Source organism: Photobacterium sp. SP02 (assembly GCF_038519165.1).
Taxonomy (GTDB): Bacteria; Pseudomonadota; Gammaproteobacteria; order Enterobacterales; family Vibrionaceae; genus Photobacterium; species Photobacterium halotolerans.
Genome location: NZ_JASJOJ010000007.1, coordinates 47,226 through 72,442, shown reverse-complemented (window position 1 = coordinate 72,442; position 25,217 = coordinate 47,226). Strand labels below are relative to the sequence as shown.

The following is a 25,217-nucleotide window of genomic DNA, read 5'->3' as shown; positions in this document are numbered from 1 at the left end:
GTGCGGTGTACGCAGGCAAAGACTAAGAATTTGAGAAGGAAATCACAGTGCATCACAAGGTTAAGCCCACTCTCACAGCCTTGCTGCTGAAAGCCCATCTGGGACTGGCGGCCACCACTCTTCCCGGCATTGTCTGGGCGGAGTCCGCTGAACAACAATATGATATTCCGGTCGGGGATCTCGACACATCGCTCACTCAGCTCGCCCTGCAATCGAACCTCACCCTGCATATGGATGCCAGCCTGTCGCAGGGACTGCGCAGCGACGGGTTGCATGGCCGCTTCACCCCGGATCAGGCGCTGGAACTGCTGCTGGCCAGCACCGGACTTAACGCCTCGCCGCAGGCCGATGGCTCGTACCAGATAGCGTCGAATGACATGGCATCGAATGACAATACCATGACGCTGGATACCATCAGTGTGTCTTACGGTGAATCCGGCGGCCTGACGCGGGACGAGGCCGGTGACTATGCGGTGTACGACCAAGACATCTCTACTGTCTATTCCGGCAAGGATGACATCGAGCGTTACAAAGGCAAAGATGCCGCGGATATGTTTAAAGGCATGGTTAACGTGTACAGCGGTGATGCCCGTAACGGCGGCGGTGTCGATCCCAGCATCCGCGGGGTGCAGGGGCCGGGGCGGGTGCCTTTGTCGATTGACGGCACCGAGCAGGATCTGACGGTCTGGCGCGGTTACCGCGGGGTGTCGAACCGGAACTATATCGATCCCAATCTGGTCGGCGGCGTTCAGGTGATCAAAGGCCCGTCGTTAACTCCCAATGTCCACACCTCGGTGGGCGGTGCTGTGGTGGTCAATACCCTTTCCGCCGCGGATATCCTGAACGAAGGCGAAACCTTCGGCGGGGAAATCGTCGTCGAAGGCAGTAACAATGCCATTACTCCCAGAGAGCCGGTTTTGCTGACCGGGCAAGATTACCGGGACGTACCGGGATTTCCGCAGGAGAGTCCTGAGTATGCCTATGGCGACCCGTCGCTGTGGAAAGTGATGAGCAACGACAAGGAGCACAACCCGTTCGCCGGTGAAGACTATGCCTACCGGCTGGCGCTGGCGGCGAAAAAAGACACTTATGAGTTACTGGCCGCGTATGCCTATCGCAATAAAGGGAATTATTTCAGCGGTACCCGGAATGCGGATTTTTACGATAATCCCAATGATGCTGAATTTTTGATGACCCGGATTAACCCGCGTTCACTCGCCAGGCGTCAGAAACCGGGGTATGAAGTGCCCAATACCTCCAGTGAGCTGGAATCTTATCTGCTGAAAGCCAAGTTCAATCTGGCGGATCAACAAACGCTGGAATTCGGTGCCCGCTATACCGATGCCAGCTACGGGGAAATCATGGCCAGCCGATCCGGCAATATCGGCAGCAATGGTGAAATGGCCCAGTGGCCGCTGAGCCATGTCGAATCTCAGGCGTACAATATCCGCTATGCCTGGCAGCCGGACGATCCTTATATCAATCTCACTTCTAACTTGTGGACCACTTATACCGTCAGTGATACCAACACGGCTGGCGGGTTTCCCAACTATGCCAATCGGGTGGATGTGGCAGAGCCGGAGCCGGGTGCCAGCTCGCTGCTGCGTAACACGGCTGCCACCAATGCCAAAGACAGCCGGATAGGTGCTGATCTCAGCAACCAGATGCAACTGACCGATACCCTGGGCCTGACGCTGGCCGGGCGCTACCAGTACCACAAGTTGCGTTCCGATGATGAGTACCGCGGCACAATTGATGGCTGGCGTCACTGGCCGCGGGAAGGGCGTCGTCAGGAATATGAAGGCCAGTTTAATTTCCAGTGGCAGCCGGTTGATTATCTGCGCTTTACCGCAGGTGCCAGCTACAAGAACTACTGGGCGATGGATGATTTTCTGTCGGATCGGATCGCTGCCGGTGACAGCCGCTTTACCAAAGAGCACTCTGCCGACAAAGGGATGCTGCTGGCTTATAAAACAGTGGAAAAATATACCCCGGAAGAGATTGAACAGAAAGTGGCTGGGGTGGCAAAGGAAATCGAGACCACGAATTTTGTCAACAGCATTTTCGGCAAACCGCCACTGACCCAGGAAGAAGAGGCGGCAATGTATGCAGAAGCCCGCAAAACCACCTATGAGGCCGAACACCAGGATAATGAGTGGCTGCATGACGGGGAAGGCCGTTACAGCCGCACCAATAACCCCTGTGTGATTGCCCGGCAAGAGAAAGACAATTACATCGAAGACTCCTGCAGAAGTCATGGGGCGCCAGTGGGGGCGTATGACAAGCAAATCTCCGGCGGCAAAAAGAAAGGCAATGCCTGGGTGCCGGCTTTGTCCGCGACTGTGATGTTTACCGATACCAGCCGGATGTATTACCGCTATACCGAAGCGGTCCGTTTCCCGAGTATGTTTGAGAGCACTCTGGGCTTTTCTGCCAATGATAATCCTTATACCGGTTTAGATCCTGAGCATGCCTATAACCATGAAGTTGCCTTTATTCAGAATTTTGAGCAGGCCGATCTCAAACTGACTTACTTCCATCACAAAACCAAGGATGTGATAGAGCGGTCCGGCAACTTGCTGCGTTTTTATAACATTGATCAGCAAACCCTGGAGGGGCTGGAATTTCAGAGCCGGTATGACAACGGCGGCTTCTTCTCTGATCTCAGCCTCTCTTACATGCTCAACAATGAGGTCTGTGACGAGAGCCTGGCTATCCTGGCCGACTTGAACGGCTCCGTTGCTGATTGTGTCCATGCCGGGTTTGAAGGCGGCTACCTGACCGATCAGGCCATTCCTGAATACTCGGTCAATCTGAACATTGGCGGGCGTTTCTTCAATCGACGGATGGAAACCGGCCTGCGCACTATCTATATCCCGGGCAGCAACAATGAAGAAGAGCTGGAACGGGATGATGCGCTGACGTTTGATGCCTATGCCCAGTATCGCTTCAACGAGGCGCTGGCACTGGAAGTGGTCGGCACTAACCTCACAGATCTCTATTACATCGATCCTTTGGTGCGCTCCAGCGTGCCGGCACCGGGGCGGACGGTGAAAGTGAAGCTGCAGGTGAATTTCTGACGGCGAGAAAAAATGTCACTTTGTTTTACGGATTTGAAGCTGTGGCTCGGTATAGCTAATGAAGGCAATCACATGCTGCCTTTAAGAGCCAACTCAAACTTCAATAAGGATATGTAAAAAATGAAAAAAGTTGTTATGACGATTGCGGTACTTTCTGCCTGCATCAGCGGTTTTGCCCAAGCCAATGTTGTCGGAAACCAGAGTGACAACACCCATGTTGAGGTGGGTGAATCTAATGTCAACGGAGGACCGCACGTTGCAGGCCGTGCCGGTATCGGTGCTGTTTCGCTGGGTTCTACCGCGCAGAAAGTCGATTTTCAGGCACTGAAAAACTACAGCAGCGTCCAGAACGGGGTGAATGTACTGGGCGGTGGCCATGCCGGCATGGGCCAGTTCAATTTTGCCAAAGTCGGTGCCGGTGATGTGTGGTTCGGTGAGTGGGCCAGCGATATTAGCAGTGATACGGATCGCGCTGTGTATTATGTCGGTGATACCACAGGCACCACACTCCCCACCAGCGGCACGGCGACGTATGCGGTGAAAGGGGTGAACAAGTTCTCCGGCAGCAATGATCTGAACGGCACTTTTACTGCCAACTTCTCCAACAATACCCTGAGCGGTTCGATTGCCAACAGCCAGTATACCCTGGGTGTCAATGCATCGATCAACAGCGCTACGGCTGCCTTTAACGGCACAGCCACTGTGGGGCCTGTCAGCGGTACCGCCAAAGGCCATTTCTTCGGCAACAATGCTGCAGCGCTGGCCGGTATCGCACAATTTGCGGGCAATGCCAAAGCGCTGGATACTGCCTTTGGTGGCACCAAGCAGTGACAGCCCGATGACTGATCGTCTCAGATCAGGCTGAACGCAACAGGAGCAGTAGGCACTGCTCCTGTTCTTGTTATATCACCATCAGGTTGAAGTATGTTGATGATGTATTCAGGCCGACTGTGGTCCTGCGCCGCGCTGGCCATCCTTTGTTTCTTCTTTTCTGCGCAAATAGCCCGCGCCGATCAGGACACCAACCTGCGTCTGGAACAGAGCACAGTGTTGCAGGCCAGAGAGCAGGAGCAACGCCTGCTGGAGGCTGAGCAGGCCAGGGAAGATGCCGAAGCGCTGGTGATCGACGGGCAGGTGTATCAGGTCGATGACAATCTCAACGCTCTGGGGCAGGCGGTGTATCTGTCGGTCAAAGCCCGGCGCTGGGTGGCGGCCCGTGGCTTTCTGGCCCGTTATCTGGCGCTGCCCGGTCATGACATGATGCTGGTGCATTATGCACAGGGCGCACTGGCCAGAGCGGACGGCGCCTTAGGCCAAGCCGAGGCGTCGTACCGGGCGCTGCTGGAGCTGCAGCCGGACTTCTTGCCGGGCCAGCTGGAACTGGCGCGTGTACTGTTCGAAAACCACAAAAACCGCGACGCCCTGGCGCTGTTTGCACAAATACGGGCGTCTCTGCCGGTGGATGATGCCAAAGCGCAGGGCGTGCTGGAGACGGTCGCTGCATTTTCGCAGGCCCTGCTGTACCGGGACAGCTGGCAGGGAGCATTCTCCTTCGGGCCCGGCTATAACAATAACCTCAATCTGTCGTCGGAAAGCTATACCTGCCTGCTGCTGATGCCGAACGGTGACTGCCTGGTCGAGCGACAAACCCCGGCAGCGCAATCGGCTTTCGGCACCACCTTTGAAGCCAGCCTGAATAAACGTTTCTCTCTGAGCGGCCATCACGGCATCAGTTTTCTCGGGCTGGCCTACGGCGATAACTACATCAACCACAGTCAGTACAATGAACACACCCTGCTGACCTACCTGGGCTACAGCTATCACACTGCCAGTCAGCAGTGGCTTGCCGCGCCTTTGTTTGAATACAGAACGCAAAGCCATGACGCCCTGTATCAGGCCTGGGGCGGTAAGCTGAGCTGGCTGTACCTGTTCTCGGCCGCCACCGCGCTTAAGCTGGAAGCGGAGGCGAAGGATCTGCATTTTCTGCCGGATGCGCTCAATTTTCAGTCCGGCTGGCAGTACGCCGGGTATGCCACGCTCTGGTATCAGTTGCCCGGGCAGTGGCTGGTTTTTGGCGGACTGGACTGGACAGATAAGCGCACGCAAGAGGCGGTCTATGCCTATCAGATGACAGGACTGCGGCTTGGCGTTCAGCGCGCCTGGGAGATCGGCCTTGAAGCCTCACTCTTCACCTCGTTCCGCCAGCGGAACTATCAGGCTTACAGCCCTTTGCTGGCAGCAACGCGAAAGGATGAGGAACAAAGCTATACCCTGGAGACCCGCTTCACAGGCCTGCGCTTTTTCGATCTGACGCCTGTACTGACGCTGGCACATAACCGGGTCGGCAGCAATGTGGACTGGCTTTACAGCCATCAGCAGAGCGAAATCAGCCTGAAAATCGAAAAGCGTTTCTGAGCGGATCAAACCATGACGGAAAAAAAATCAGAAACGGTTTACGGGTTTGGCTTTCTCGTGCGGTATATCCCATAGGAGCGTTTTTCCGGACGTGTTTTGTCACGTCTGATGGACTGGAAAAAATCAGAATGGAAAGGGATATGAATCAACAAAGCGGACGGTCACTTATCAGCATGGCAGCCCTTTTTCTGGCAGGTGTGCTGCTCTCTGGCCAGAGTGTTGCACAAACCGAGCCTGCCTCAGCGCCGGTAATCAGTGCCGCAGAGGTTGCTGAACCTGCTGCCATGCCGGCGACGGAGCAGCCAGCAACAGCACCAGCTGCCGATCTCACTGCAGCGGCAGCGCAGCAGCTGGTGCCAACCCATGCGGGGATGGATTTATCCCCGCTGGGAATGTATCAGGCGGCCGACTGGGTGGTGAAATCTGTGATGATTCTGTTGCTGGTGGCGTCACTGCTGACCTGGGCTATCGGGGTGGCAAAACAGCTGCAGATTTACAGCGCCTGCCGCCGCGGGCGGCGGATTTTACGGGCCTTGCTGACGGCCGACAGCCTGGCGGACGGCGGTGAAAACATGCATGCGGCCCAAGGCGTGGGGCTGGCGCTGATCCATGCGACCCGTCACGAGCTGGAACTGTCAGCCCGCGGTCCGGCCAGCGAGGCCGGGATCAAAGAACGGGTGCAGGCAAGGCTGGAGCGGATTCAGGCTTCGGCCGGACGTCAGATGAATCAGGGGACGGGGATCCTGGCGACCGTTGGTTCGGTGGCGCCCTTTGTCGGTCTGTTTGGCACTGTGTGGGGCATCATGAATGCCTTTATCGGTATTGCGGAAACCAAAACCACCAACCTGGCCGTGGTCGCCCCCGGGATTGCCGAAGCCTTGCTGGCAACCGCTATCGGCCTGGTGGCGGCTATTCCTGCCGTGGTGATTTACAACCATTTCACCCGTGCCATTCAGGGTTATAAAGCGCTGCTGGCTGATATCTCTGTGGCCCTTCTGGTGCTGATCAGCCGGGATCTGGACCGGCAGTCCGCAGGAAGCGGGGCGGCAGAATATCCTCAGGCAATGCAGCAGGCAGGGTGAAGTATGGCTTTTAACATCTCCAATGACAGTGACGAGCTGGTTGAGAACCATGACATCAATGTCACGCCTTTTATTGACGTCATGCTGGTGCTGCTGATCATCTTCATGGTGGCCGCGCCGCTGTCGACCGTGAATATCCCGGTCGATCTGCCCAGTGCGTCTGCCGAGCCGCAGCCCATGCCGGACAAGCCTTTCTATCTGACGGTGCAGAAAAATATGACCCTGACCCTGGGGGAAGACAACGCGGTTGAACTGAGCGCGCTGGCAGATGCGCTTCACGCAGCGCTGCCGGATAAGTCGCAGCGGATTTATGTGCGCGCGGATCAGTCGCTGACATACGAGCAACTGATGCAGGTGATGAACCGGCTGGGTCAGGCGGGTTACCTGCACATTGCGCTGATAGGTCTCGAACAAGTGGCAGCGCAGTCCTCATGAGTGTCCTGTCCAAAGAGGGCAACGAGCACCACGGGCAGGATAACAGCCGGCGATGCTTGCTGATGGGTGTCGCCGTCAGCCTGCTGCTCCATGGCGGCGCGATAGCGGCGTACTGGTGGCAACCCTCTGCCATTCTGTTACCTGCGGCACCGGCCGCTGCGCCTATGGTGGTGTCGCTGGTGATGCCACTGGCCTCGCCGGTTGATAATCAGAACGAGCTGCCGCCGTCTGAGCCGCAGCCGCAAAGCACACCGGCAAAACCGGTTGCAACGGCAGAAAGCAGGCAAGCTGAAGCAAAAGAAGCGGTCAGACAGGCAAAGGCGGCAGCGAGAGAGAGCGTGCCTGTACCGGTTGCTGACAAGCCTTCACCGTTTCGTAAACCAGTCAGTCCGCCAACGGCGAGCGTGCCCGAGCCAAATATTGCGCCTGACATCAAACCTGACATCAAAGCCAAGACTGAACCTCAGTTGGTGGCTGAAGCCAGGCCTGCTGAAAAAGCACTGTCAGAGCAACCGGTTGAACTGCCGCCAGACAAAACCGTTGAAGCCACTGAACCGACAGCGGTAGCACAACAGGCTGCGGCCAGTGCGCCAACAGGCGTGAAAGCCCAAGAGAAAGCCGAGGTGATTACAGCGCCTATGCCAGGTCAGCTCAGCAAGCAGGGCGCGCAGCAAAAACTGACCTGGCAGCGACTGCTGCATGCTCATCTGGAGCAGCATAAAAAGTACCCGCGTCAGGCTAAACGTTTCGGGCGGCAGGGCGTTCCTGTTATCGCTTTTACCATGGACAGAAACGGTCAGGTGCTGGCGGTGGAACTGGTGAAATCCAGCGGCAGCGGCTCGCTGGATGAAGAAGCGCAGGCGCTGGTTAAACGGGCCGAGCCGCTGCCCAGGCCGCCGTCCGGTATTACGGGCGAGCGCTTGACCTTTACCGTCCCGATCAGCTTTCGGCGCTCAGGGTAAGTGTGGCGAGTGCACCGGGGGAAGGCTGAGGCTGACTGTGAAACAGCGCCGCCAGGCGGGCAACCCACGGTTCGATGTCTGCTGGCGCCACATTGCCAAAGCCGAGTACCGCCCCGTGCCAGTCTCTGGTGCGGTGTGCCGGGTGCTCGTAATAACTCAGCGGCCGCAGCACGATCCCGGCGGCTTCTGCTTGCTGCGCCCAGTCATGCTCGCTGATCCCGCCCTGCCACTTGAGCGTAATGTGCAGTCCGGCAGGTTGGCTGATCACGTCCACCTGATCCCCGAAAAAGCGGCTGATGGCATCCAGCATCAAGCGGTGCTTGTCTTTGTACAACCGGCGCATTTTACGGATATGGCGCAGCAAATCGCCTTCCTGAATGAAATCGGCCAGGGCAGCCTGAGTGTGTGCCTGGGTGTCGCCGGTCAGGGCATCTTTGATCATCAGACAGCGTGACACCAGCGAGGGCGGCACCACCAGATAACCCAGCCGCAGGCTGTTGAACATCACTTTACTGAACGAGCCGGCATAGAGGATTTGATCGTCACAGCCCATCTGGCCGGCCAGACCCTGCAGACTGGTATAAGGGCGATGGGCAAACTGAAATTCACTGTCGTAGTCATCTTCGATGATCCAGCGCTTGCCCTGTACTGCCCACTCAATCAGCTTCAGTCTTTGTTCTGTGTTGAGGGTCGTGCCCATCGGGTACTGATTACTGGGGGTTAAGTAGAGCGCTTCTGACGCACAGGCCAGCACGGATTCTACATCCAACCCCTGGTATGCCTGCACGGGAAGCGGTTGTAAGTGATAACCCTGCCAGTCGATGATCTTGCGCATCTGGGTGTAACCCGGCTGCTCCATCAGGATCCGATCACCCCGGTTGAGCGTCGCCAGCAGGGCCAGCGACAGCGCCTGCTGCGCCCCGCTGGTAATGATGATGCGATCGGGATCGCAGTGAACCGAGCGGCTGGCAGCCAGATAGTCAGACAGCGCCTGGCGCAGTACGGGTAACCCTTGCAGATCCTGATTCCCCATCAGTGATTGCCGACCGGCGTGGCGCTGCAATAAGCTTTGCCATTTGGTCGCCGGAAAGGCGGCCAGATCCGGCACACCGGGGGCAAAAGGGGCATTCGGATCCCGTGCCTGCGTGGTGGCTGGCGGCTTGCTGTTGGCCTGTGGCGATTGCGCCGTCAGATAGTGCTCCGGCAGCTCAACAGAGACGTAAAACCCCGAGCCCAACCGGCTTTCGATGTAGCCTTCCGCGACCAGTTGCTCATAAGCCGCCGTGACGGTATTACGGCTCAGGGATAACTCATCAGCCAGTTTGCGCGTTGACGGTAATTTCCCGCCCATTGGCCACAAATTACCGACAATCTTTTCGCGGATCGCGTGAAAAAGCCGATCCTGGCGCGTGCCTGAATGACCGGTGATCGAAAGATCGCCGGTTTCTATGAGTGTGGGAGACAACAATGTCACGTGCAGCTTACCTCTCAAAGCCCGATGATGATCAGAACCTTAGCTGATGCTGTTTATTGCAAGGATCTGAACCGCAGTTGTGTGCAACGCCATTAGCGCCGCTTTACTCGGGTCAGCGCCTGAACGAAAATAGACTCAATCTCTATCAACGAAGATCAAAAAACATAAATGAAGCCAAAACCGATTTCCGCTTCGTAGTTATTTCGGGAGATTGGGCTATCGCTAACGTCACTTCCATAGACTTCGTAAAGCGCTTCACCGAAGACCTGCCAGTTCTCGTTCAAATAATTCCGGTAGTTCACATTAACACCCGTTGATCTGTACCCGCTATCCACATCGGTTTCGGGCAGGCCTGAATTGATGGATTGTTGTGTGTTGACACCAAAGTCCCGGTTGGCGAGCTTACCATCGTGGAAAGTGACCACAGCGCCAACTTCCCAGCCAGTGCCGTTAGGCTGGCAAGCCAGACAAGTGCCTGCGCCGAAAATCCCGAGGGTACCAATTTCTCCTGTTAATACGCGACCATCTAAAAAGTAACGCCAATCTTCTGCAAGGGCATACCGCGTTTCCAGCAGCAATGTCACCCCAGAACTCGATTCGCCTAATCCATCCAGCCGGCCATCTTCTGAATCGCCCTCTTCACGGCCTTCCTCGTAACCTAAAGAGGTTTGAACCAACCAGGCATCCTTCACCAAACTCCGCCAGCCAATGGCCAGACCTGCCCAGTAAAAAAGCTGGTCGCCAGTGCGCCACTGCACACCCCCGGCCGGCTCGATCTCAAGCTCAAACTCGTCTGAGCCCTCATAAGCAGACTCATATTCAAGACCTAGCCCAAGCCCAACCCCCCAGCCATCGCCATCTGTAAAATCGTCCAGAGAAGGAAGCGGAACGAGAGAAGTTCTTGCCTCTGCCGCATTGACCGAACCATAACATGAAAGCGCGCCGAGCAATGCGGCAACTTGAAGGGCTATTTTTTTCATGGTTGCTTGTCCTGTAAAGCCGATGGTGTTGATACGACTGACTCTTCACTATGTTAGGAAGATAGTTCAATTCGCTCCATGCAGCATGCCTCGTCATTGTGACGTGAGCTCATTCTGAAGATTTTCACAGATTTCACTGATGTCTGTACTTATGCTCAGCTTACCTCTCAAAGCCCGATAATTATCAGAACCTTAGCCGTTGCTCTGTATTGCAAGGATCCGAACAGCGCAGCTGATCACTTGTCTTTCAGAAGATTGAGCAGGCCGGGGTACTCGTGCTCCAGTTCTGCTTTGCGCAGTTTTGCTAAAGAGCAATTACCGCGGTCGACATGTGATATCAGACCGACGTCTTTCAGAATTTTAAAATGGTGAGACCTTGTCGCCTTGGATACGGTGAGTCCGAACGAGGTGCAATGCCGTTCCGCATTTTCTTCATCATTTATCAGATCCACTATGATTTTCAGTCTGATGGGGTGAGCCAGTGCTTTGAGCACACCCAGCATGGATTCACGCTTAATGCTGCTGCTCTTTTCCTGTGTTGACACACTTATATTCCTCAGTCATTGGATATAAAACCATTGACATATCTGTCGGTCGCCCATAAGGTTCGATAAACTTCGAACGTATAGATTTAGTGATACGTACGTTTTATTGCTAACCATTGTAATGGTAACCGCAGGTGAAGTCATGGATGACGTTAATCTGCAAAGAAAAGTGTTAAAGAGTCAGCAATCTAAAGGATCAACATGAGTGAAGTCAGTTTATCGGACAAGAAATACATTTTGTTAGCTGTGCTGTTGGCGGTTTTTGTGGTGCCCAGTTCAATTTCAGGTACTGCTATCGCTTTGCCCTATATCAGCACCGACATGAATTCGGATGTTGCCAGCTTACAGTGGGTGGTAAATGCGTTTAACCTGACGTTTGCCTGCTTTACCCTGATGTGGGGGAAAATTTCAGATGTGTTTGGCCGGAAACGCTCCTTTGTCACCGGCGCTTGCCTTTATGCGCTGGCGTCTGCCGGGTCGGCATGGGCAACGGATATCCTGTGGCTGGATATTTTCCGGGCCATAGCCGGCGTGGGCGGTGCGGCCATTTTTTCCTGCGGCAGTGCGCTTTTCATTGATGTGTTTGACGGCAAGCAGCGCACTCAGGCGTTTGCATTATTTGGCACGACGGCTGGGTTGGGGATCACTTTGGGCCCGACAATGTCCGGTATCTTGCTGGCGTTGTCAGGCTGGCAGGCGATCTTCATTCTGCATGCCGTGGTGCTGATTTTCGTCCTGTGCCTCACGATTAAGCTGCCCGATGACAGAGTGACAGACAGGCCTATCAGCGAGATTGATATGATCGGGAGCGGCCTGTTTATCAGCAGCATGTTTTTGCTGATGCTGACACTGTCAAAAGGCTATGACTGGGGCTGGAGCAGCACCCTCAGCCTGCTGTGTACCTCTGGCTCGTTGTTGTTGTTCCTTGTGTTTGTCCGGCACATCAGAAGGGTGGCAAATCCAGTGCTTAGCGTGTCCCTGCTCAGTAATAACCGCTTTATGGGATACATTTTGGTGCCCGTGGTCGCAAGCTTTACCTTTGTCACCCTGTTGACCTACTTCCCCACTTATCTTACCGGCGCTATGCAGATGCCGGCATCTGCGGCAGGTTTGATGATGCTGTGTCTGACCCTTCCTGTGTTGTTGTTTCCTCTGATTGCGGGCCGTTTAGCGGCCAAAGGCGTCCCTTCTTCTTTTCTGATGTACCTGAGCCTTGTATGCATGCTGGCCGGTGCCGGCGGATTACTACTTGGTGTTGAAACGATGCAATCTGTTTGGGTGTCTGGTAGCTGCCTGTTTGTGGTGGGCACAGGCATGGGTTTGTCAGCAGGGCTGGTCGACGGCGAAGCATTAAGCTGTGTCGAGCCGGGCGATATCGGTATGGCCGCGGGGCTGCTCAACACCTTTCGTTTGGGCAGCGAGGCAATTGCCGTGGCCTTGTACGGCTCTTTTATCAGTTCTGCGCTGACGACTCTGGTGGCTGAACAGCTGACTGATTTTACCACTGCAGATCAGGGTGATTGGGTGACGGCCATGGCGTCCGGTAATGCATCCGCTCTGATCGCTGAGTGGGCGGATGATAAAGCATCAATCCTGATGAGCCAGGTGACTGAGATGCTCAAGATAGCCTTTCTGACTACCAACGGCCTGCTGCTGTTCATCGCCGCAGGCGTGTCGGTCGTGGTTGTGCTGAAGCTGCGAAGACGGCGAACAGTCAGTCCTGTTCAGGTATAACTGGACCTGTCATTTGCTTAAAACTGGCTCTGAAAATCATACCGGTTTGCCGGTATCTTTTCAGGGTTATTTGAGATGCAGTGAAATCAGGGACAGTTATGTTATCGACAAGCAAAAGAACCGACATTAAGAAAGGTGCCCACAAGGCGGTGTTTGAACAGGAAGCCTTGTATCAGATCATCGATGAAAGCCTGGTGGCGCATGTGGCGATTCAGGAAGCGCAGGGGCCTGTGGTGATCCCTATGCTGGCGTGGCGGGTGGGGGATTATGTCTATATTCACGGCGCCAACAACAGCCGTTTGCTGCGCAAGCTCAGGCAGGAGGTGCAAACCTGCTTAACCTTCACCCTGTTCGATGGCTGGGTGCTGGCGCGCTCGGCGTTTAATCACAGCGCCCATTACCGCTCGGCTGTGGTGTTCGGCCAGTTTGAGGTGATTGAGGACAGCGCTGAAAAAGACCAGGTGCTGAACCACTTTGTTGAGCAGATCGCCCCCGGACGGACGCAGGAGATCCGGCTGAGTAACAGCAAGGAGCTGGCGGCGACCACTGTGCTGCGGATGCCGCTTAACGAGGCCTCGGTGAAAATCAGCAATAAAGACGTGAGTGACGATCCGGCGGATCTGGATTTGCCGGTCTGGGCGGGTTTTATTCCGTATCGCACTGTGGTTGGCCCGCTCAAAGCAACGGCGGGTTTGCACGAAGCGATCCCGACGCCGGATTACGGCGCGGCCTACGGGAAGCGCTGGGAAAGTTAAGCTAAGCCGCCCTCGCAGCGAGAGGGCGGCCTTGATTACTCTTTCGCCTGCTGCTGATCGTCGTTTTCCTCTTCTTCCATGTTCCACGGCAGGATGCCGGGCGACACATGCAAGAAGTGCAGGTAGTTTTCGAACTGATCCAGAATGTCGGAAATAATGTCTTGCTGTTCATAGCCGTAAACATCATAAGCCCGGCCGCCGCGGCGCAGGAAGACTTCCGCCCGGTAATAATGCTCAGGATCTTCCGGGTCATGGTCGGTTTCCGGGAAGGCAAAATCAGGCATAAGGTAGCCCCGCAGCCTGACTTCGTACAGAAATTCCAGCTTACCTTCCTGATACACCTCAAACTTGGCTCTGCCTTGCTCTTCATCGTAAACCACTTCGGCCACCCAGCCTTGCTGTTCAAGCTCTTGCTCTACTTTTTCCATGCTTGGGTAGACTGTCTTCTGAATAAAACCAGAGACTTCTTCGCGTCCCGGGAAATCGACTATGTTGGCCAGGCGTTTTTTCCAGTACCCCGGGCCGGTTTTTCCGCCGCTCTGACGCGATCGGGATTGCACGTGCTGCTCCAGGCTCTGGCTGTGGTGGGTTTCAATCACCAGCGCCCGCCACATGCCAACGGCCGCGATCAGCATGATGATCGCAAAGGGCAGGGCACTGACAATCGACGCCGTTTGCAGGGCACTGAGGCCACCGGCCAGCAGCAGTACCGCTGCGACCAGCCCTTCCATCGACGCCCAGAACACCCGTTGCCAGGCCGGTGTATGGGCGACGCCGCCAGAGGCCAGCGAGTCGATCACCAGCGAGCCGGAGTCCGACGAGGTGACAAAGAAAGTGATGATCAAAAAGACAGTAATAAAGGACACGATCGAGGTGAGCGGTAACCGCTCCAGCACTTTAAACAGCGCAATCGCCTGATCGGCCTGCACTTCATCAATTAGCTGGGTGTAGCCCTCGACCATGATCATATGGAGCGCGGTATCACCGAATACCGAGAACCACAGGAAAGTGAAGATGGTCGGCACCACCATGACCCCGACCACGAACTGGCGGATGGTCCGGCCGCGGCTGATTTTTGCCACGAACAGGCCGACAAACGGTGCCCAGGCGATGGTCCAGCCGAAGATAAACAGCGTCCAGTTACCAATCCAGTCGCTGGCGGTATAGGCCTGCAAGTTAAAGGTCCGCTCGACAATATTGCTTAAATAGCTGCCGGTGTTTTGCATGAAAGTATTGAGAATAAAGACGGTGGGCCCGACGGCAAACACAAACAACATCAGGGAGATAGCCAGCACCATGTTGAGAATCGACAGGCGTTTGACCCCTTTATCCATCCCGGCGACCACAGAAAAAATGGCCAGTGCGGTGATCACCACAATCGCAATAATTTGCACTGTGGTATTTACCGGTATCGATGGCCAGAGATAATTGAGCCCGGCATTGATCTGTGCCACCGACAAACCCAGCGTGGTCGCAATCCCGAACAGGGTGCCGAGAATGGCAAAGATATCCACGGTATGGCCAATCGGGCCGTGGATTTTTTCGCCGATGAGCGGATACAGTGTCGAGCGCATTGATAACGGCAGGCCGTGCCGAAAGGCGAAATAGGCCAGTGTCAGCCCGACCAGGCCATAAATGGCCCAGATGTGAAATCCCCAGTGAAAAAAGGCAATTTGCATCGCCTGTCTGGCGGCATCGACCGTCATGGCCGGGCCATCAGGTGGCGAGGCATAGTGAAGCACAGGTTCGGCGACGCCAAAGAACAGCAGGGCAATCCCGTAACCGGCTGAAAACAGCATGGCAAACCAGGACGGAAAGCTGTATTCCGGCTCGGCGTGATCCGGGCCGAGCTTGATCTCTCCCCATTTGGTCAGTGCCACTGTGACGATAAAAAACAGAAAGATCGCCACCGACAGCATATAAAACCAGCCAAAACTCTGGGTAACGTAACTGAGGGTTTCTGAAAAGACTTTTCCGGCCAGGGTCGGATTACTGATGGTGCCTATCACCATGAGTAAAATGACCGCCACGGCGGGAATAAAAACCGGGATCAGGATAGTCGAACTGCGCTGCGTTTTTTCTTCTGACGGCTTTTCTGCTGACATAGTTTCGCTCCACGATTCAAACCTTGCTCCCAAGTATGGCATACGCAACGGCATGCTTCAGAGTGAATTGTCCTGTTCAGACAAGACATTACCCGGCGAGTCCGATAATGAGACGCCGGTTGCTGATTTAATCTGGCAGGAAAACATCCGCATTATGAGAGAAGCGCCTGACATTCGGGTGACCTCAAGGTATCAGCACCGGCACGGGCGAGTTTGAGATCATCCGGGTGACCGATTTGGCTTTGGATCTTGAAGAGAGTACCGGATGCAAGAAAACAATATCGCGAATAATGAATTTTTATGGTCTAAGATCAAAAGCTTACTGGGTATGACTATTGCCACCATAGGCTGCTTTTTCTTTTGCCTGCAGGCATACCAGAACTTTTTAGCTTCCTTCCAATATACGTCAACCAGCACCAGTTACACCTATATTGCGATCTCCATCGGCTCGGGCCTGCTGGCGATTCCCTTTTTTCTGGGCGCAGTGAAATCTCTGCTCAATTTTCTGGGTAAGCGATAACAAAGGTTTGTGAAGCGCCGCTAAACGCTGTTCCCAGTCCGTTCAGATCATGGCGGACTGGGATTTTTGCACTCTCGTCTTTTATCCGTCATCCAAGGTGTGACGACAGAGGCTTTTTTTGTCTAACCCTCACATAAGCCACACACTTCTCACTCACCAAGCACAAAAACGTCATCATGATGTGTAATACATCTGCTCACCCTGCCGGTCAGGTTTAAAGCCGGAATTGCCCCCAAATCGCGTTCAACCTCTTGCTGTGGCACCTGTTCAATAATGTGTTCAAAGTATGCTCACCGCGTATACCTTTCACGAATGGGACATAACACAAGTTTTGAACAAATTTGTTGTCGTTATTTTATGTGTTTATGTCATTCCTTAACTACGCTTTCAATGCTCGTTTCAAATGTTCACATTTTTGTCATAACGCTGTGTATCGGCGCATAAGAACACAACAAAAGATGGAAAGATGATTATGGATAAAAAGCACTTGGCAATTGCAGTGGCAGCTGCATTTTATGGATCTCAGGCAGTCGCGGTTGAGTTATACAACGAAGGTGATACTACGTTCTCCGTCGGTGGTCATGTTTCTGTGGGTCTTGGCGGCTCTGAACAGGGCGAAACGGAAGTGAAGCAAGTGTCGCCGCGTATCAATATCAATGCGACACAGGATATAGGTAACGGCTACACCGCCGATGCAAAAGGCGAATGGGCGCTGAATTACCTCGAAGGCGGTGAAGAAACCTTCTCCACCCGTCTGGGTTACATTGGTGTCTCACACAATGCTTATGGCCGCGGCGTGGTGGGCACGCAGTGGTCGCCTTACTATGATGGTGCAGGGATCGCCGATTTACCCATCGCGTTTGCGAACGACTTCCTGTACGACGATCAAGGCCCGCTGGGTACAGCCCGTGCCGAGCGCATGATCTCCTACCGTAACAGTCTCAACTTGAATGATGCCGGCGCAGTGTCTTTCGGCCTGGGCTGGCAGGGCACGACGACGGGTGAAGTTCTGACGTTAGATCCTGATACTTCGGTAGATGCTGAATATGATGACCGCTTTCAGATTGCACTGAACTACTCGATCATGGGCGTTGGTCTGAACTATGCCTTCAATACAGGTGATGTTCAGGCAGGAGCTTTCGATGAAACTGCGCGCTCACACATGTTCAGTGCCAATTACGGTACTTACGGCAGTGGCCTGTACGTGGCTGTGGTGTATGCAATGAACGAATACATGAACCGTGGTCTGGAAGAGTCGGTGGCGATTGAAGGCCTGCTGGCTTACGCACTTCCGAATAGTCTGAACCTGAGTGTGAACTACGAATCTGTCGAAGATGACAAAAACAGCGACACCATCTTCAGCCAGATGGCGCTGCAGGCGGAATATAACTTCACGCCAACTTTCGTCGGCTTCGGTGGTTACCAGTTTGATCTGGGCAACGATATCAACGTTGAAGAAGATGACATGTGGATTATCGGTATGCGTTACTACCTGTAACCGCAATACTGTAATACCCATCAACACAGCGCTGCGGGGCAACCTGCAGCGCTTTTTTATGTGTCAGATTTTTCTGAACTAACGGCATCTTGCGAAGGGGACATATTGGCTTCTGTTTCTTCATGCTTCTCTAACTTTATCCAAAAGACAAACAGTTCATACCAGATTGCCAGAATGACCGCGCCGAGGAACAGGCCGGTAATGCCGTAATACAGCATGCCGCCAATTGCACCGATCAGGATGATGGGCATAGGCACAGCTACCCCGCGGCCCATCAACATAGGTTTAAGCAGGTTGTCAGACAGCGCACCGATAACGACCCAGACGGTAAACAGTGTTGCTGTGGTGGCGTCCCGGGTCAGGTACATGTAAATGATCACTGGCAGAACAACCACCAGAGCAGGCAACTGAGCGATACATAAAATCAGCAGGAACAAGGTCAGCAGACCTGCCGCCGGGATGCCGAAAACAAAGAAGCCGGCACCAATCAATAGCGCCTGAATGGCCGCCACACCGACGACTCCAATTAAGACGCTTTTGATCGTTGCAGCAATCAGTGAGGTCCAATGCGCGGCGTTGGTACCGGCTGCGCGCACTGCAATGGTCTTTAACGAGGCGGTAATTTTTTCTGAGTGGGTCATAAAACCGGCGGCAATCGCCAGCGATAGGATGAATATCAGCATGTCACCCAACGCACCGCCCAGCACACCAATTAAAGAGGACAGTGCAGACTTGATTTCCGGCAGGAAGGTTTGAATGGCTTTTTCCAGATTACTGGCGAACAAACTCCACATGTCGAACAGCTTATCGCCGATAACCGGAATATCCGCAATCCTGCTGTCTGGCCCCGGAAGACTCACCTGACCCTGTTGCAGCGTCTCCAGTACCTGGATTGACGCGTGGTAGACGGAAACCGAGATCATCACTAACGGCGTCACTAATAGCACAATACCCAACAGGGCAACGGTTGTGGCCGCCAATCCGCGGCGATTGCCATACCAGCGCTGGATTCTCAACGTCAGTGGCATCAACGCGACAGCGATAATGGCCCCCCAGATCACAGGAATGATAAATGGCCTGATGATGTCGTACGTGAACATCAGCAGTACCAGCAGCAAGCCAATACGGATCGCGGATTCCACCATATTGCCGATGAAAACTTTGTTTTGATGCTGTTCCGGTTGTTTATCCATTTTGCTTCCTGATTTGCAATGTGAGCGCTGATAGGGCTGGAAACTATGTTGCCTACAGTGGCCGTAATGTTTCATGCTCACGGCTGTGTTATCAGAAACCGATATCAGCACATATCAAATGCAGGCTCAGGCAGATGATAAACGTCAGTACTGTAAACTGTATTAGTTCAGACTAGATCTGATACTTTCATTTGAAAAGAAGAGAGAATTTAAAATGAAGAAAGCTGGAGACTGCACGGCAATCTGGGTGTTTAATTTAGCGCTTTAGCCAAGTCAAAATACTGGCTGAAAGCCGCCTGGCCTTTTGCTGTCACTGTGACTTCCCTGTACCCCGGCACTTTTTCAATCCATCCGCGCTGCTCAAAGCACAGGAAAAGTGCCGCCCCGGCATGGCCGCCAAGGTGAAATTTTCGCTCACTCCAGTCTAAACACGCACAGCACTGTTTACGTTTGGTCTTTGCATCCAGCATGACACCTAATTGACTGAACTGCGCCTTACCTAAAGGAGTTAACGCATTGCCGTCGCTGGTAATCCATGCATTCGCGAGAAGGTAATCGTAAATACCGACGGCGATTTCGCCTGCCAGATGGTCGTAGCAGGTTCGTGCCCGTTGCAACTCGGCCGGCACCCGTGTTTTGGGTGGTTGCATCGCGCCAAACGAAACCCCCATCATATTTTCAAGCAGGGCGGCAATACTGGCACTGTAGAGACGAAAATACCGGTGACGCCCTTGCGATAAACAAGTGACGAGATTGGCTTTCAGCAATCGGGACAGATGCGCGCTGGTGGTTGACGGTGCGATATCAGACACAGCGCTTAATTCAGTGGCTGTCCAGGCGCGGCCATCCATGAGCGCACAAAGAATTTTCATCCGTGACGCATCAGACATAGCAGCCGCAAGGGCTGCCATAGATAACTCCAGCTGAAATTCTTCCTGTTCCTGCTGAACTTGCGGGAGAGGCTTCACAATCAGACCATCCAGTGTCGGGTTACTGTTTCTGCAACCTTATAGTCATCAGTGATGAGGATCAAACGGTTTGCGTGGTCGCTGTATTGGGTGATGATGTTGACGCCACTATCCGCCAGCACTCTGGCAATGGCACCTAATTCGCCCGGCTGTTCCTGCCTGAGTTTCCGAATCAGTGGCCTGCAGATATCGATGACCTCAAAACCCTGTTCGATGAGTACCGCTCTGGCTTTTTCGCCATCTTCCACCAAAAAGTGGGCGTGGCTTTGCTGGTTGACGGAAAAGACGCCACCACCTTCTAAGCCAATGTGATTTGATCCGAGTGTTTCGCCTAACCGCGCAAGCTCTCCCGGCATATTCTTCAAAACGACATGAATGTCATACATAGCGATGGCTTCCTTGCTTACTGGGATGATGAATATTCTCTGCTCAGGCTGAGCACCTGAATGCGATAAAAAGAGAAAATGGACTCCTTTCCTTCCTGCTGAGCCGATCGGTGCAGCATGTTGTGCTTCCATTGCAAAATGGCCTCCTCGTTCTCCCACCATGACAGCGAGAGAAATTTTTCTGGATGGGCCTGGCTTTGAAAGCGCTCAACAGAAATAAACCCCTCAGCATGGCTCAGCAACGGCTTTAACTGTTCAGCCAGCTCGAAGTAGCGTGCCTGCTTTTCAGGCACGGCTGTCGCTTCAAAAAGAACCGCGATCATTGTCTTATCCTTCTGAATGTCAGTGTGTCGGACTCAATATAGCGAGTTGAAAAAAAGATACTTCGGTGCTGGGCGAAATGTGGTGTTCATAGAGAGGTTGGCTGGGGGCTCAACAACTGGAAACCTCTAGTTTTGAATTGTCTCGCTAAAGGGGAAGTGGACACTATATCTTTGCCGGAGATGCACCCGGCAGGCCTATCGCTCATCCGAAGAAGGCATTTGCTCGGTTCAAGAAAGTTGCAGGGATTACTGACAACTTCCGAATTCATGATTTGAGGCGTAGCTTCGCATCGGTCCTGATCAACTCAGGCAATGCGACCCTATACGATGTTCAGCATTTGTTGGGCCACCAATCACCGCAGACCAGCACCAGATATGCTCATTTGGCGTCGTGTAGACTACGTGAGGTAAATGCTAATATGGCTGAGTTAGTTGAAAGGTGTGAATAAAGAACTTTCTTAAGTAGTTTAATATCGACTGCTTAAGTTCATATTTCAACTGAAATAAGATATAGATAACACTTTGAGAAGTTGATATTTGCACAAGTTGTGGTTTTTTTATCATTATGAGATTTGATGATTTTTTTGATTAAATGTCTTTTATGAGTAATAACAACAAAAAACTTGCCAGTGATGGATTGGATACAGAAGAAGGTTTTTCTGAAATAGTTATAGCTTTAGTTTCAGCAGTTGGAACAGATTTAAGTCGATTCATTAATTTAATGTCAGATGAACTAGAGTTATATGACTTTAAACCTGAAGTTATTCGAGTTTCCTCCGGTTTCTTGCATGCACTGCAGCCTGTACCCGAAGGTTTATCAAAACTAAAAACTATCAATTACTTCATGGATCTTGGCAATGAATATCGTCATTTGACTGAAGATAATGCAGCTTTAGCATATGCTGCTATCTCCGAGATATCTCAACGACGAACTGAAATTTTAGGGGGGGTAGATCCTCAGCCATTAAACAAGAAAGCATGGATAATTCGTTCACTCAAACACCCTGATGAGGTTGCAGCTTTGAGGGAAACTTATGGCAATAGTTTATTTGTCATAGGCATACATGCTAGTTACGAAAGCCGCTTTCAAACACTTGATAATAAACGTAGAAGTACTGAAGGTAAGGACATTGTAAAAAATCTTATTTTAAGAGATGCGGATGAAGGGCCAAATAACGGCCATGGACAACATACTAGAGATACTTTCCATTTGGCTGATTTTTTTATCGATGAAGATCAAAACCTTAATAAGAATAGGGCAGATGTAGAACGAGTTTTTAAACTGATATTCGGATACCCATTTCTTACTCCTACTTTTGATGAATACGCCATGTACATGGCTTTTTCTGCATCTAGTCGATCTGCCGACCTATCAAGACAAGTTGGCGCAGTATTAACCAAAGATAATAATATAATTTCTACAGGGGCGAATGATGTCCCTAGAGCTAAAGGTGGTTTGTATTGGCCCTCCTTAGATAGTTCCCAAACACGGATAGTAGATAGCCATGACGGCAGAGATTACATGCGTGGTTATGATGCTAACAAAAAAGCGATTCAAGAGGTCATTGACGATATTATTGATAAACTGGGTCTTGAGGACACTACCGAATTGAATCAGAAGCTAAAAAATACAAAATTAAAAGATATTACAGAATATGGAAGAGTTGTTCATGCGGAAATGGAGGCGATTTTATCTTGTGGTAGGACCAACAATAGTACTTTAGATACAACTCTGTATTGCACAACCTTTCCTTGCCATAACTGTGCTAAACACATAATTGCAGCGGGAGTATTGAGAGTTGTCTATGTTGAACCATATGCAAAAAGTAAGGCGTTTGAGTTTCACGGTGATGCAATTGCAGAAGGTTACAGCGATGTAAAAGTGTCCTTTGAGCCATTTGTTGGAGTTGGGCCGAGAAGTTTCTTGAACTTCTTTTCTATGACGCTAGGTAATGGTCGAGAGATCAAGCGCAAAAAATCATCAGGTGAGACTGTAGACTGGAGCCGAGAATCAGCTAAACTAAGGCTAAATCCCAACGCAATCCAATATATTGCAAGTGAGGAATTCTCCTCAGCTTTAACAAGTAAGCATTTCAAAATTTATAATGATAAAAAATCCTTACTGAATAGGAACTTATGATGAAGAAAGTTGATAACAGAGCTCTGGTGGAACATTTGGAGAAAGCTGAGCAGAAAATTTCAGCTTGGCCTCAATGGCAACAACAAATTTTCAGATCAAAAGTTACCTCTCAATCCTCTCATCTTTCGAAGCCACAAGCTGTTAAAGAACCATCTACCTCTAACTAAAATTCTAGATTGCTGGGTCGGTCACCAGACTGGTCCAGCCCTTACACTGCCTGACTCTCAACCCATACTTTTTCCACTGATTTGCTGTCGTTATCGTCGTTCCTGTCTAGGTCCGGTCTTTTGCTGCGATTCTAGGCGGTTTGCCGTCGTCGTCGACGACACAATCACATCAGAATTTTCGGTAAGTTCATCACTATTAACTCAGCATAATGGAAGTGGACAGCATGACGACCCGGATATAGACCGGCCAAAACGAAAAAAAGCTTATGGATTTCTCCATAAGCTTTCTGAATTCTGGTGGCCCCTCCCAGACTTGAACTGGGGACCAAGCGATTATGAGTCGCCTGCTCTAACCACTGAGCTAAGGGGCCAAATGTGCCACCGATTATATGGGATGGGTGGGGCATTGTCTAGGTGCGAAGGGGCAAGTTTTGTTTGTTTCTTAGGCAGTTAAATGCAGGGCAAGCCCTTGAATGGCAAGGGGTGTGAGCGAGGTCGCATGTGCGGCGGGCAAAGAAAAAGCGGGCTGTTGAGCCCGCTTTGTGGTGTGGTGAGTGGCTTACTCGTCCAGGAAGCTGCGCAGCACGTCGGAACGGCTTGGGTGGCGCAGTTTACGCAGGGCTTTGGCTTCGATCTGACGGATACGCTCACGGGTAACGTCAAACTGTTTGCCCACTTCTTCCAGTGTATGGTCTGTGTTCATGTCGATACCAAAGCGCATACGCAGTACTTTGGCTTCACGTGGCGTCAGGCCAGCCAGTACTTCGTTGGTGGCCGCACGCAGGTTGGTTGCCGTGGCAGAATCCATTGGCAGCTGCAGCGTGGTATCTTCAATGAAATCACCCAGATGTGAATCTTCATCATCACCGATTGGGGTTTCCATCGAGATTGGCTCTTTGGCAATCTTCAGCACTTTGCGGATCTTGTCTTCCGGCATTTGCATGCGTTCAGCCAGTTCTTCCGGCAGTGGTTCACGGCCCATCTCCTGAAGCATCTGGCGAGAGATACGGTTCAGTTTGTTGATGGTTTCGATCATGTGCACAGGGATACGAATCGTACGTGCCTGGTCCGCGATTGAACGTGTGATTGCCTGACGGATCCACCAGGTGGCGTAAGTCGAGAACTTGTAACCACGACGGTATTCAAACTTATCGACCGCTTTCATCAGACCGATGTTACCTTCCTGGATCAGATCCAGGAATTGCAGGCCACGGTTGGTGTATTTCTTGGCGATAGAAATAACCAGACGCAGGTTGGCCTCAACCATTTCTTTCTTGGCGCGGCGTGCTTTGGCTTCACCGATAGACATACGGCGGCTGATGTCTTTGATACGCTCAATCGACAGGCCGGTTTCATCTTCCAGTATGCGCAGCTTCAGCGAAGCACGACGCAGGTCTTCTTCGTAGTTTTTCAGGCGCTCGGCATACGGTTTGCCTGAGTTCAGTGCTTGATCGATCCACGCAGAAGAAGATTCATTACCGCTGAACAGCTGTACGAAGGTCTTCTTCGGCATTTTGCTGTTGTCGACACACATACGCATGATCAGGCGCTCATTGGTACGCACCTTATCCATGGAATCACGCAGTGAACTGACCAGACGGTCAAACTGTTTCGGGATCAGACGGAACTGTTTGAAAATTTCAGACAGCTCGGCAATAGCGACTTCAGTATCCGGGTGATGACGGCCATTGGTATCGATGGCTTTGGCCATATTTTCGTAAGAGACACGCAGTTCTTTGAACTTCTCGCGTGCCACTTCCGGATCGATGCTGCCGTCGTCTTCTTCTTCTGAATCGTCGTCATCGTCTTCAAGATCTTTGTCTTCATCTTCAAGATCAGTTTCGCTTAACTCGGAACCGATGTGCGTGGCTGTCGGAGCGGCTGTCTCTTCTTCGTTAGGATCCACGAAGCCTGAAATGATATCAGTCAGACGCAGCTCTTCTGCTTCAACCTTGTCAAACTGCTCAAGCAGATGCGAGATTGCTGACGGGTACTCAGCAACAGAACACTGAACCTGATTGATACCATCTTCGATGCGTTTAGCGATGTCGATTTCGCCTTCGCGGGTCAACAGCTCAACTGTACCCATTTCGCGCATGTACATACGAACCGGGTCAGTGGTACGGCCGATTTCGCTTTCTACGCTCGATAATGCCTGAGCCGCCGCTTCAATGGCGTCTTCATCGGCGTTATCTTCAGTCATCATGAGTTCATCGGCATCAGGGGCGGTTTCTACCACCTTAATACCCATGTCGTTGATCATCTGAATAATGTCTTCAACCTGATCAGAGTCAACAATGTCTTCTGGCAGGTGGTCATTAACTTCGGCATAGGTCAGATAACCTTGCTCTTTGCCTTTGGCAACAAGCAACTTTAGCTGTGACTGCGGATTTTGCTCCATAGACGATATCCAACTTAGGGTCTGAGTGAGAAAAAAGGATGCAGAAATGCAAAC

General features: G+C 52.3%; 21 protein-coding genes, 1 tRNA gene and 1 pseudogene. 13 read left to right on the top strand and 10 right to left on the bottom strand.

Annotated features, from left to right (window positions below; genetic code table 11):
- The first annotated feature begins 47 nt into the window (after nucleotides 1-47).
- The 6 genes from P0Y67_RS05075 to P0Y67_RS05050 all read left to right on the top strand — a co-directional run bounded on the left by P0Y67_RS05075 (nucleotide 48) and on the right by P0Y67_RS05050 (nucleotide 7,974).
- A complete protein-coding gene (locus P0Y67_RS05075) occupies nucleotides 48-3,080 on the top strand; it encodes a TonB-dependent receptor (RefSeq protein WP_342390992.1) in 3,033 nt (1,010 codons plus the stop codon).
- 120 nt (nucleotides 3,081-3,200) lie between these two features.
- Nucleotides 3,201-3,911 carry a Slam-dependent surface lipoprotein gene (locus P0Y67_RS05070; RefSeq protein WP_342390991.1) on the top strand — a complete coding sequence of 237 codons (711 nt, stop codon included), beginning with the start codon at nucleotides 3,201-3,203 and terminating at the stop codon, nucleotides 3,909-3,911.
- Nucleotides 3,912-4,004: 93 nt separating this feature from the next.
- Nucleotides 4,005-5,495, top strand: coding sequence for a surface lipoprotein assembly modifier (locus P0Y67_RS05065; protein ID WP_342390990.1), 1,491 nt, complete (start codon nucleotides 4,005-4,007; stop codon nucleotides 5,493-5,495).
- Between the two features lie 140 nt (nucleotides 5,496-5,635).
- Nucleotides 5,636-6,577: a tonB-system energizer ExbB gene (exbB, locus tag P0Y67_RS05060; protein WP_342390989.1), complete on the top strand. Its 942-nt coding sequence runs from the start codon at nucleotides 5,636-5,638 to the stop codon at nucleotides 6,575-6,577.
- A 3-nt stretch (nucleotides 6,578-6,580) separates the two neighbouring features.
- Nucleotides 6,581-7,012: a TonB system transport protein ExbD gene (gene exbD, locus P0Y67_RS05055; RefSeq protein ID WP_342390988.1), complete on the top strand. Its 432-nt coding sequence runs from the start codon at nucleotides 6,581-6,583 to the stop codon at nucleotides 7,010-7,012.
- Entirely contained in the window at nucleotides 7,009-7,974 is a 966-nt protein-coding gene (locus P0Y67_RS05050) for an energy transducer TonB (protein ID WP_342390987.1), read from the top strand. The genes exbD and P0Y67_RS05050 overlap by 4 nt, the downstream gene beginning before the upstream one ends.
- Here the strand turns inward: P0Y67_RS05050 and pdxR are convergent.
- The 3 genes from pdxR to P0Y67_RS05035 all read right to left on the bottom strand — a co-directional run bounded on the left by pdxR (nucleotide 7,952) and on the right by P0Y67_RS05035 (nucleotide 10,973).
- Nucleotides 7,952-9,448, bottom strand: a complete 1,497-nt coding sequence (pdxR, locus tag P0Y67_RS05045; protein ID WP_342390986.1) for a MocR-like pyridoxine biosynthesis transcription factor PdxR — start codon at nucleotides 9,446-9,448, stop codon at nucleotides 7,952-7,954. The genes P0Y67_RS05050 and pdxR overlap by 23 nt on opposite strands.
- Before the next feature lie 155 nt (nucleotides 9,449-9,603).
- Nucleotides 9,604-10,428, bottom strand: a complete 825-nt coding sequence (locus P0Y67_RS05040; protein WP_342390985.1) for a MipA/OmpV family protein — start codon at nucleotides 10,426-10,428, stop codon at nucleotides 9,604-9,606.
- A gap of 236 nt (nucleotides 10,429-10,664) precedes the next feature.
- Nucleotides 10,665-10,973, bottom strand: coding sequence for a hypothetical protein (locus P0Y67_RS05035; protein WP_342390984.1), 309 nt, complete (start codon nucleotides 10,971-10,973; stop codon nucleotides 10,665-10,667).
- Between the two features lie 201 nt (nucleotides 10,974-11,174).
- On the opposite strand from P0Y67_RS05035, the gene P0Y67_RS05030 reads away from it, so the two are divergent.
- Together P0Y67_RS05030 and P0Y67_RS05025 are read left to right on the top strand one after the other, a co-directional pair.
- Complete coding sequence (locus tag P0Y67_RS05030) at nucleotides 11,175-12,707, top strand: MFS transporter (protein WP_342390983.1); 1,533 nt, start codon at nucleotides 11,175-11,177, stop codon at nucleotides 12,705-12,707.
- 98 nt (nucleotides 12,708-12,805) lie between these two features.
- Nucleotides 12,806-13,462 (top strand): pyridoxamine 5'-phosphate oxidase family protein, encoded by a 657-nt coding sequence (locus P0Y67_RS05025; RefSeq protein WP_342390982.1) that lies wholly within the window; start codon nucleotides 12,806-12,808, stop codon nucleotides 13,460-13,462.
- A gap of 35 nt (nucleotides 13,463-13,497) precedes the next feature.
- On the opposite strand, the gene P0Y67_RS05020 is transcribed toward P0Y67_RS05025, so the two are convergent.
- Entirely contained in the window at nucleotides 13,498-15,567 is a 2,070-nt protein-coding gene (locus tag P0Y67_RS05020) for a BCCT family transporter (RefSeq protein ID WP_342390981.1), read from the bottom strand.
- Nucleotides 15,568-15,832: 265 nt separating this feature from the next.
- Between P0Y67_RS05020 and P0Y67_RS05015 the strand changes: the two genes are divergently transcribed.
- Both P0Y67_RS05015 and P0Y67_RS05010 read left to right on the top strand, forming a co-directional pair.
- Nucleotides 15,833-16,087 (top strand): hypothetical protein, encoded by a 255-nt coding sequence (locus P0Y67_RS05015; RefSeq protein ID WP_342390980.1) that lies wholly within the window; start codon nucleotides 15,833-15,835, stop codon nucleotides 16,085-16,087.
- A gap of 472 nt (nucleotides 16,088-16,559) precedes the next feature.
- Nucleotides 16,560-17,585 carry a porin gene (locus P0Y67_RS05010; RefSeq protein WP_342390979.1) on the top strand — a complete coding sequence of 342 codons (1,026 nt, stop codon included), beginning with the start codon at nucleotides 16,560-16,562 and terminating at the stop codon, nucleotides 17,583-17,585.
- A gap of 56 nt (nucleotides 17,586-17,641) precedes the next feature.
- Here the strand turns inward: P0Y67_RS05010 and P0Y67_RS05005 are convergent, their stop codons facing one another.
- The 4 genes from P0Y67_RS05005 to P0Y67_RS04990 all read right to left on the bottom strand — a co-directional run bounded on the left by P0Y67_RS05005 (nucleotide 17,642) and on the right by P0Y67_RS04990 (nucleotide 20,455).
- Complete coding sequence (locus P0Y67_RS05005) at nucleotides 17,642-18,778, bottom strand: AI-2E family transporter (protein ID WP_342390978.1); 1,137 nt, start codon at nucleotides 18,776-18,778, stop codon at nucleotides 17,642-17,644.
- Between the two features lie 251 nt (nucleotides 18,779-19,029).
- Entirely contained in the window at nucleotides 19,030-19,746 is a 717-nt protein-coding gene (locus tag P0Y67_RS05000; RefSeq protein WP_446728796.1) for an ArsR/SmtB family transcription factor, read from the bottom strand.
- A 2-nt stretch (nucleotides 19,747-19,748) separates the two neighbouring features.
- Entirely contained in the window at nucleotides 19,749-20,132 is a 384-nt protein-coding gene (locus tag P0Y67_RS04995) for an amino acid-binding protein (protein ID WP_342390977.1), read from the bottom strand.
- Between the two features lie 17 nt (nucleotides 20,133-20,149).
- Nucleotides 20,150-20,455 (bottom strand): antibiotic biosynthesis monooxygenase family protein, encoded by a 306-nt coding sequence (locus P0Y67_RS04990; RefSeq protein ID WP_342390976.1) that lies wholly within the window; start codon nucleotides 20,453-20,455, stop codon nucleotides 20,150-20,152.
- Nucleotides 20,456-20,619: 164 nt separating this feature from the next.
- On the opposite strand from P0Y67_RS04990, the pseudogene P0Y67_RS04985 reads away from it, so the two are divergent.
- From P0Y67_RS04985 to P0Y67_RS04975, 3 genes and pseudogenes are all read left to right on the top strand, one after another.
- Nucleotides 20,620-20,904: pseudogene (locus tag P0Y67_RS04985) on the top strand (tyrosine-type recombinase/integrase); the annotation flags it as partial.
- 152 nt (nucleotides 20,905-21,056) lie between these two features.
- On the top strand, nucleotides 21,057-22,595 hold the full coding sequence (locus P0Y67_RS04980; RefSeq protein WP_342390975.1) for an anti-phage dCTP deaminase: 1,539 nt from the start codon (nucleotides 21,057-21,059) through the stop codon (nucleotides 22,593-22,595).
- On the top strand, nucleotides 22,595-22,762 hold the full coding sequence (locus tag P0Y67_RS04975; protein ID WP_342390974.1) for a hypothetical protein: 168 nt from the start codon (nucleotides 22,595-22,597) through the stop codon (nucleotides 22,760-22,762). Before P0Y67_RS04980 ends, P0Y67_RS04975 begins: the two co-directional genes overlap by 1 nt.
- A gap of 295 nt (nucleotides 22,763-23,057) precedes the next feature.
- Here P0Y67_RS04975 and P0Y67_RS04970 read toward each other — a convergent pair.
- Nucleotides 23,058-23,133: transfer RNA gene (locus P0Y67_RS04970), tRNA-Ile, on the bottom strand.
- A 188-nt stretch (nucleotides 23,134-23,321) separates the two neighbouring features.
- Entirely contained in the window at nucleotides 23,322-25,163 is a 1,842-nt protein-coding gene (gene rpoD, locus P0Y67_RS04965; RefSeq protein ID WP_342390973.1) for an RNA polymerase sigma factor RpoD, read from the bottom strand.
- Nucleotides 25,164-25,217: the final 54 nt, after the last annotated feature.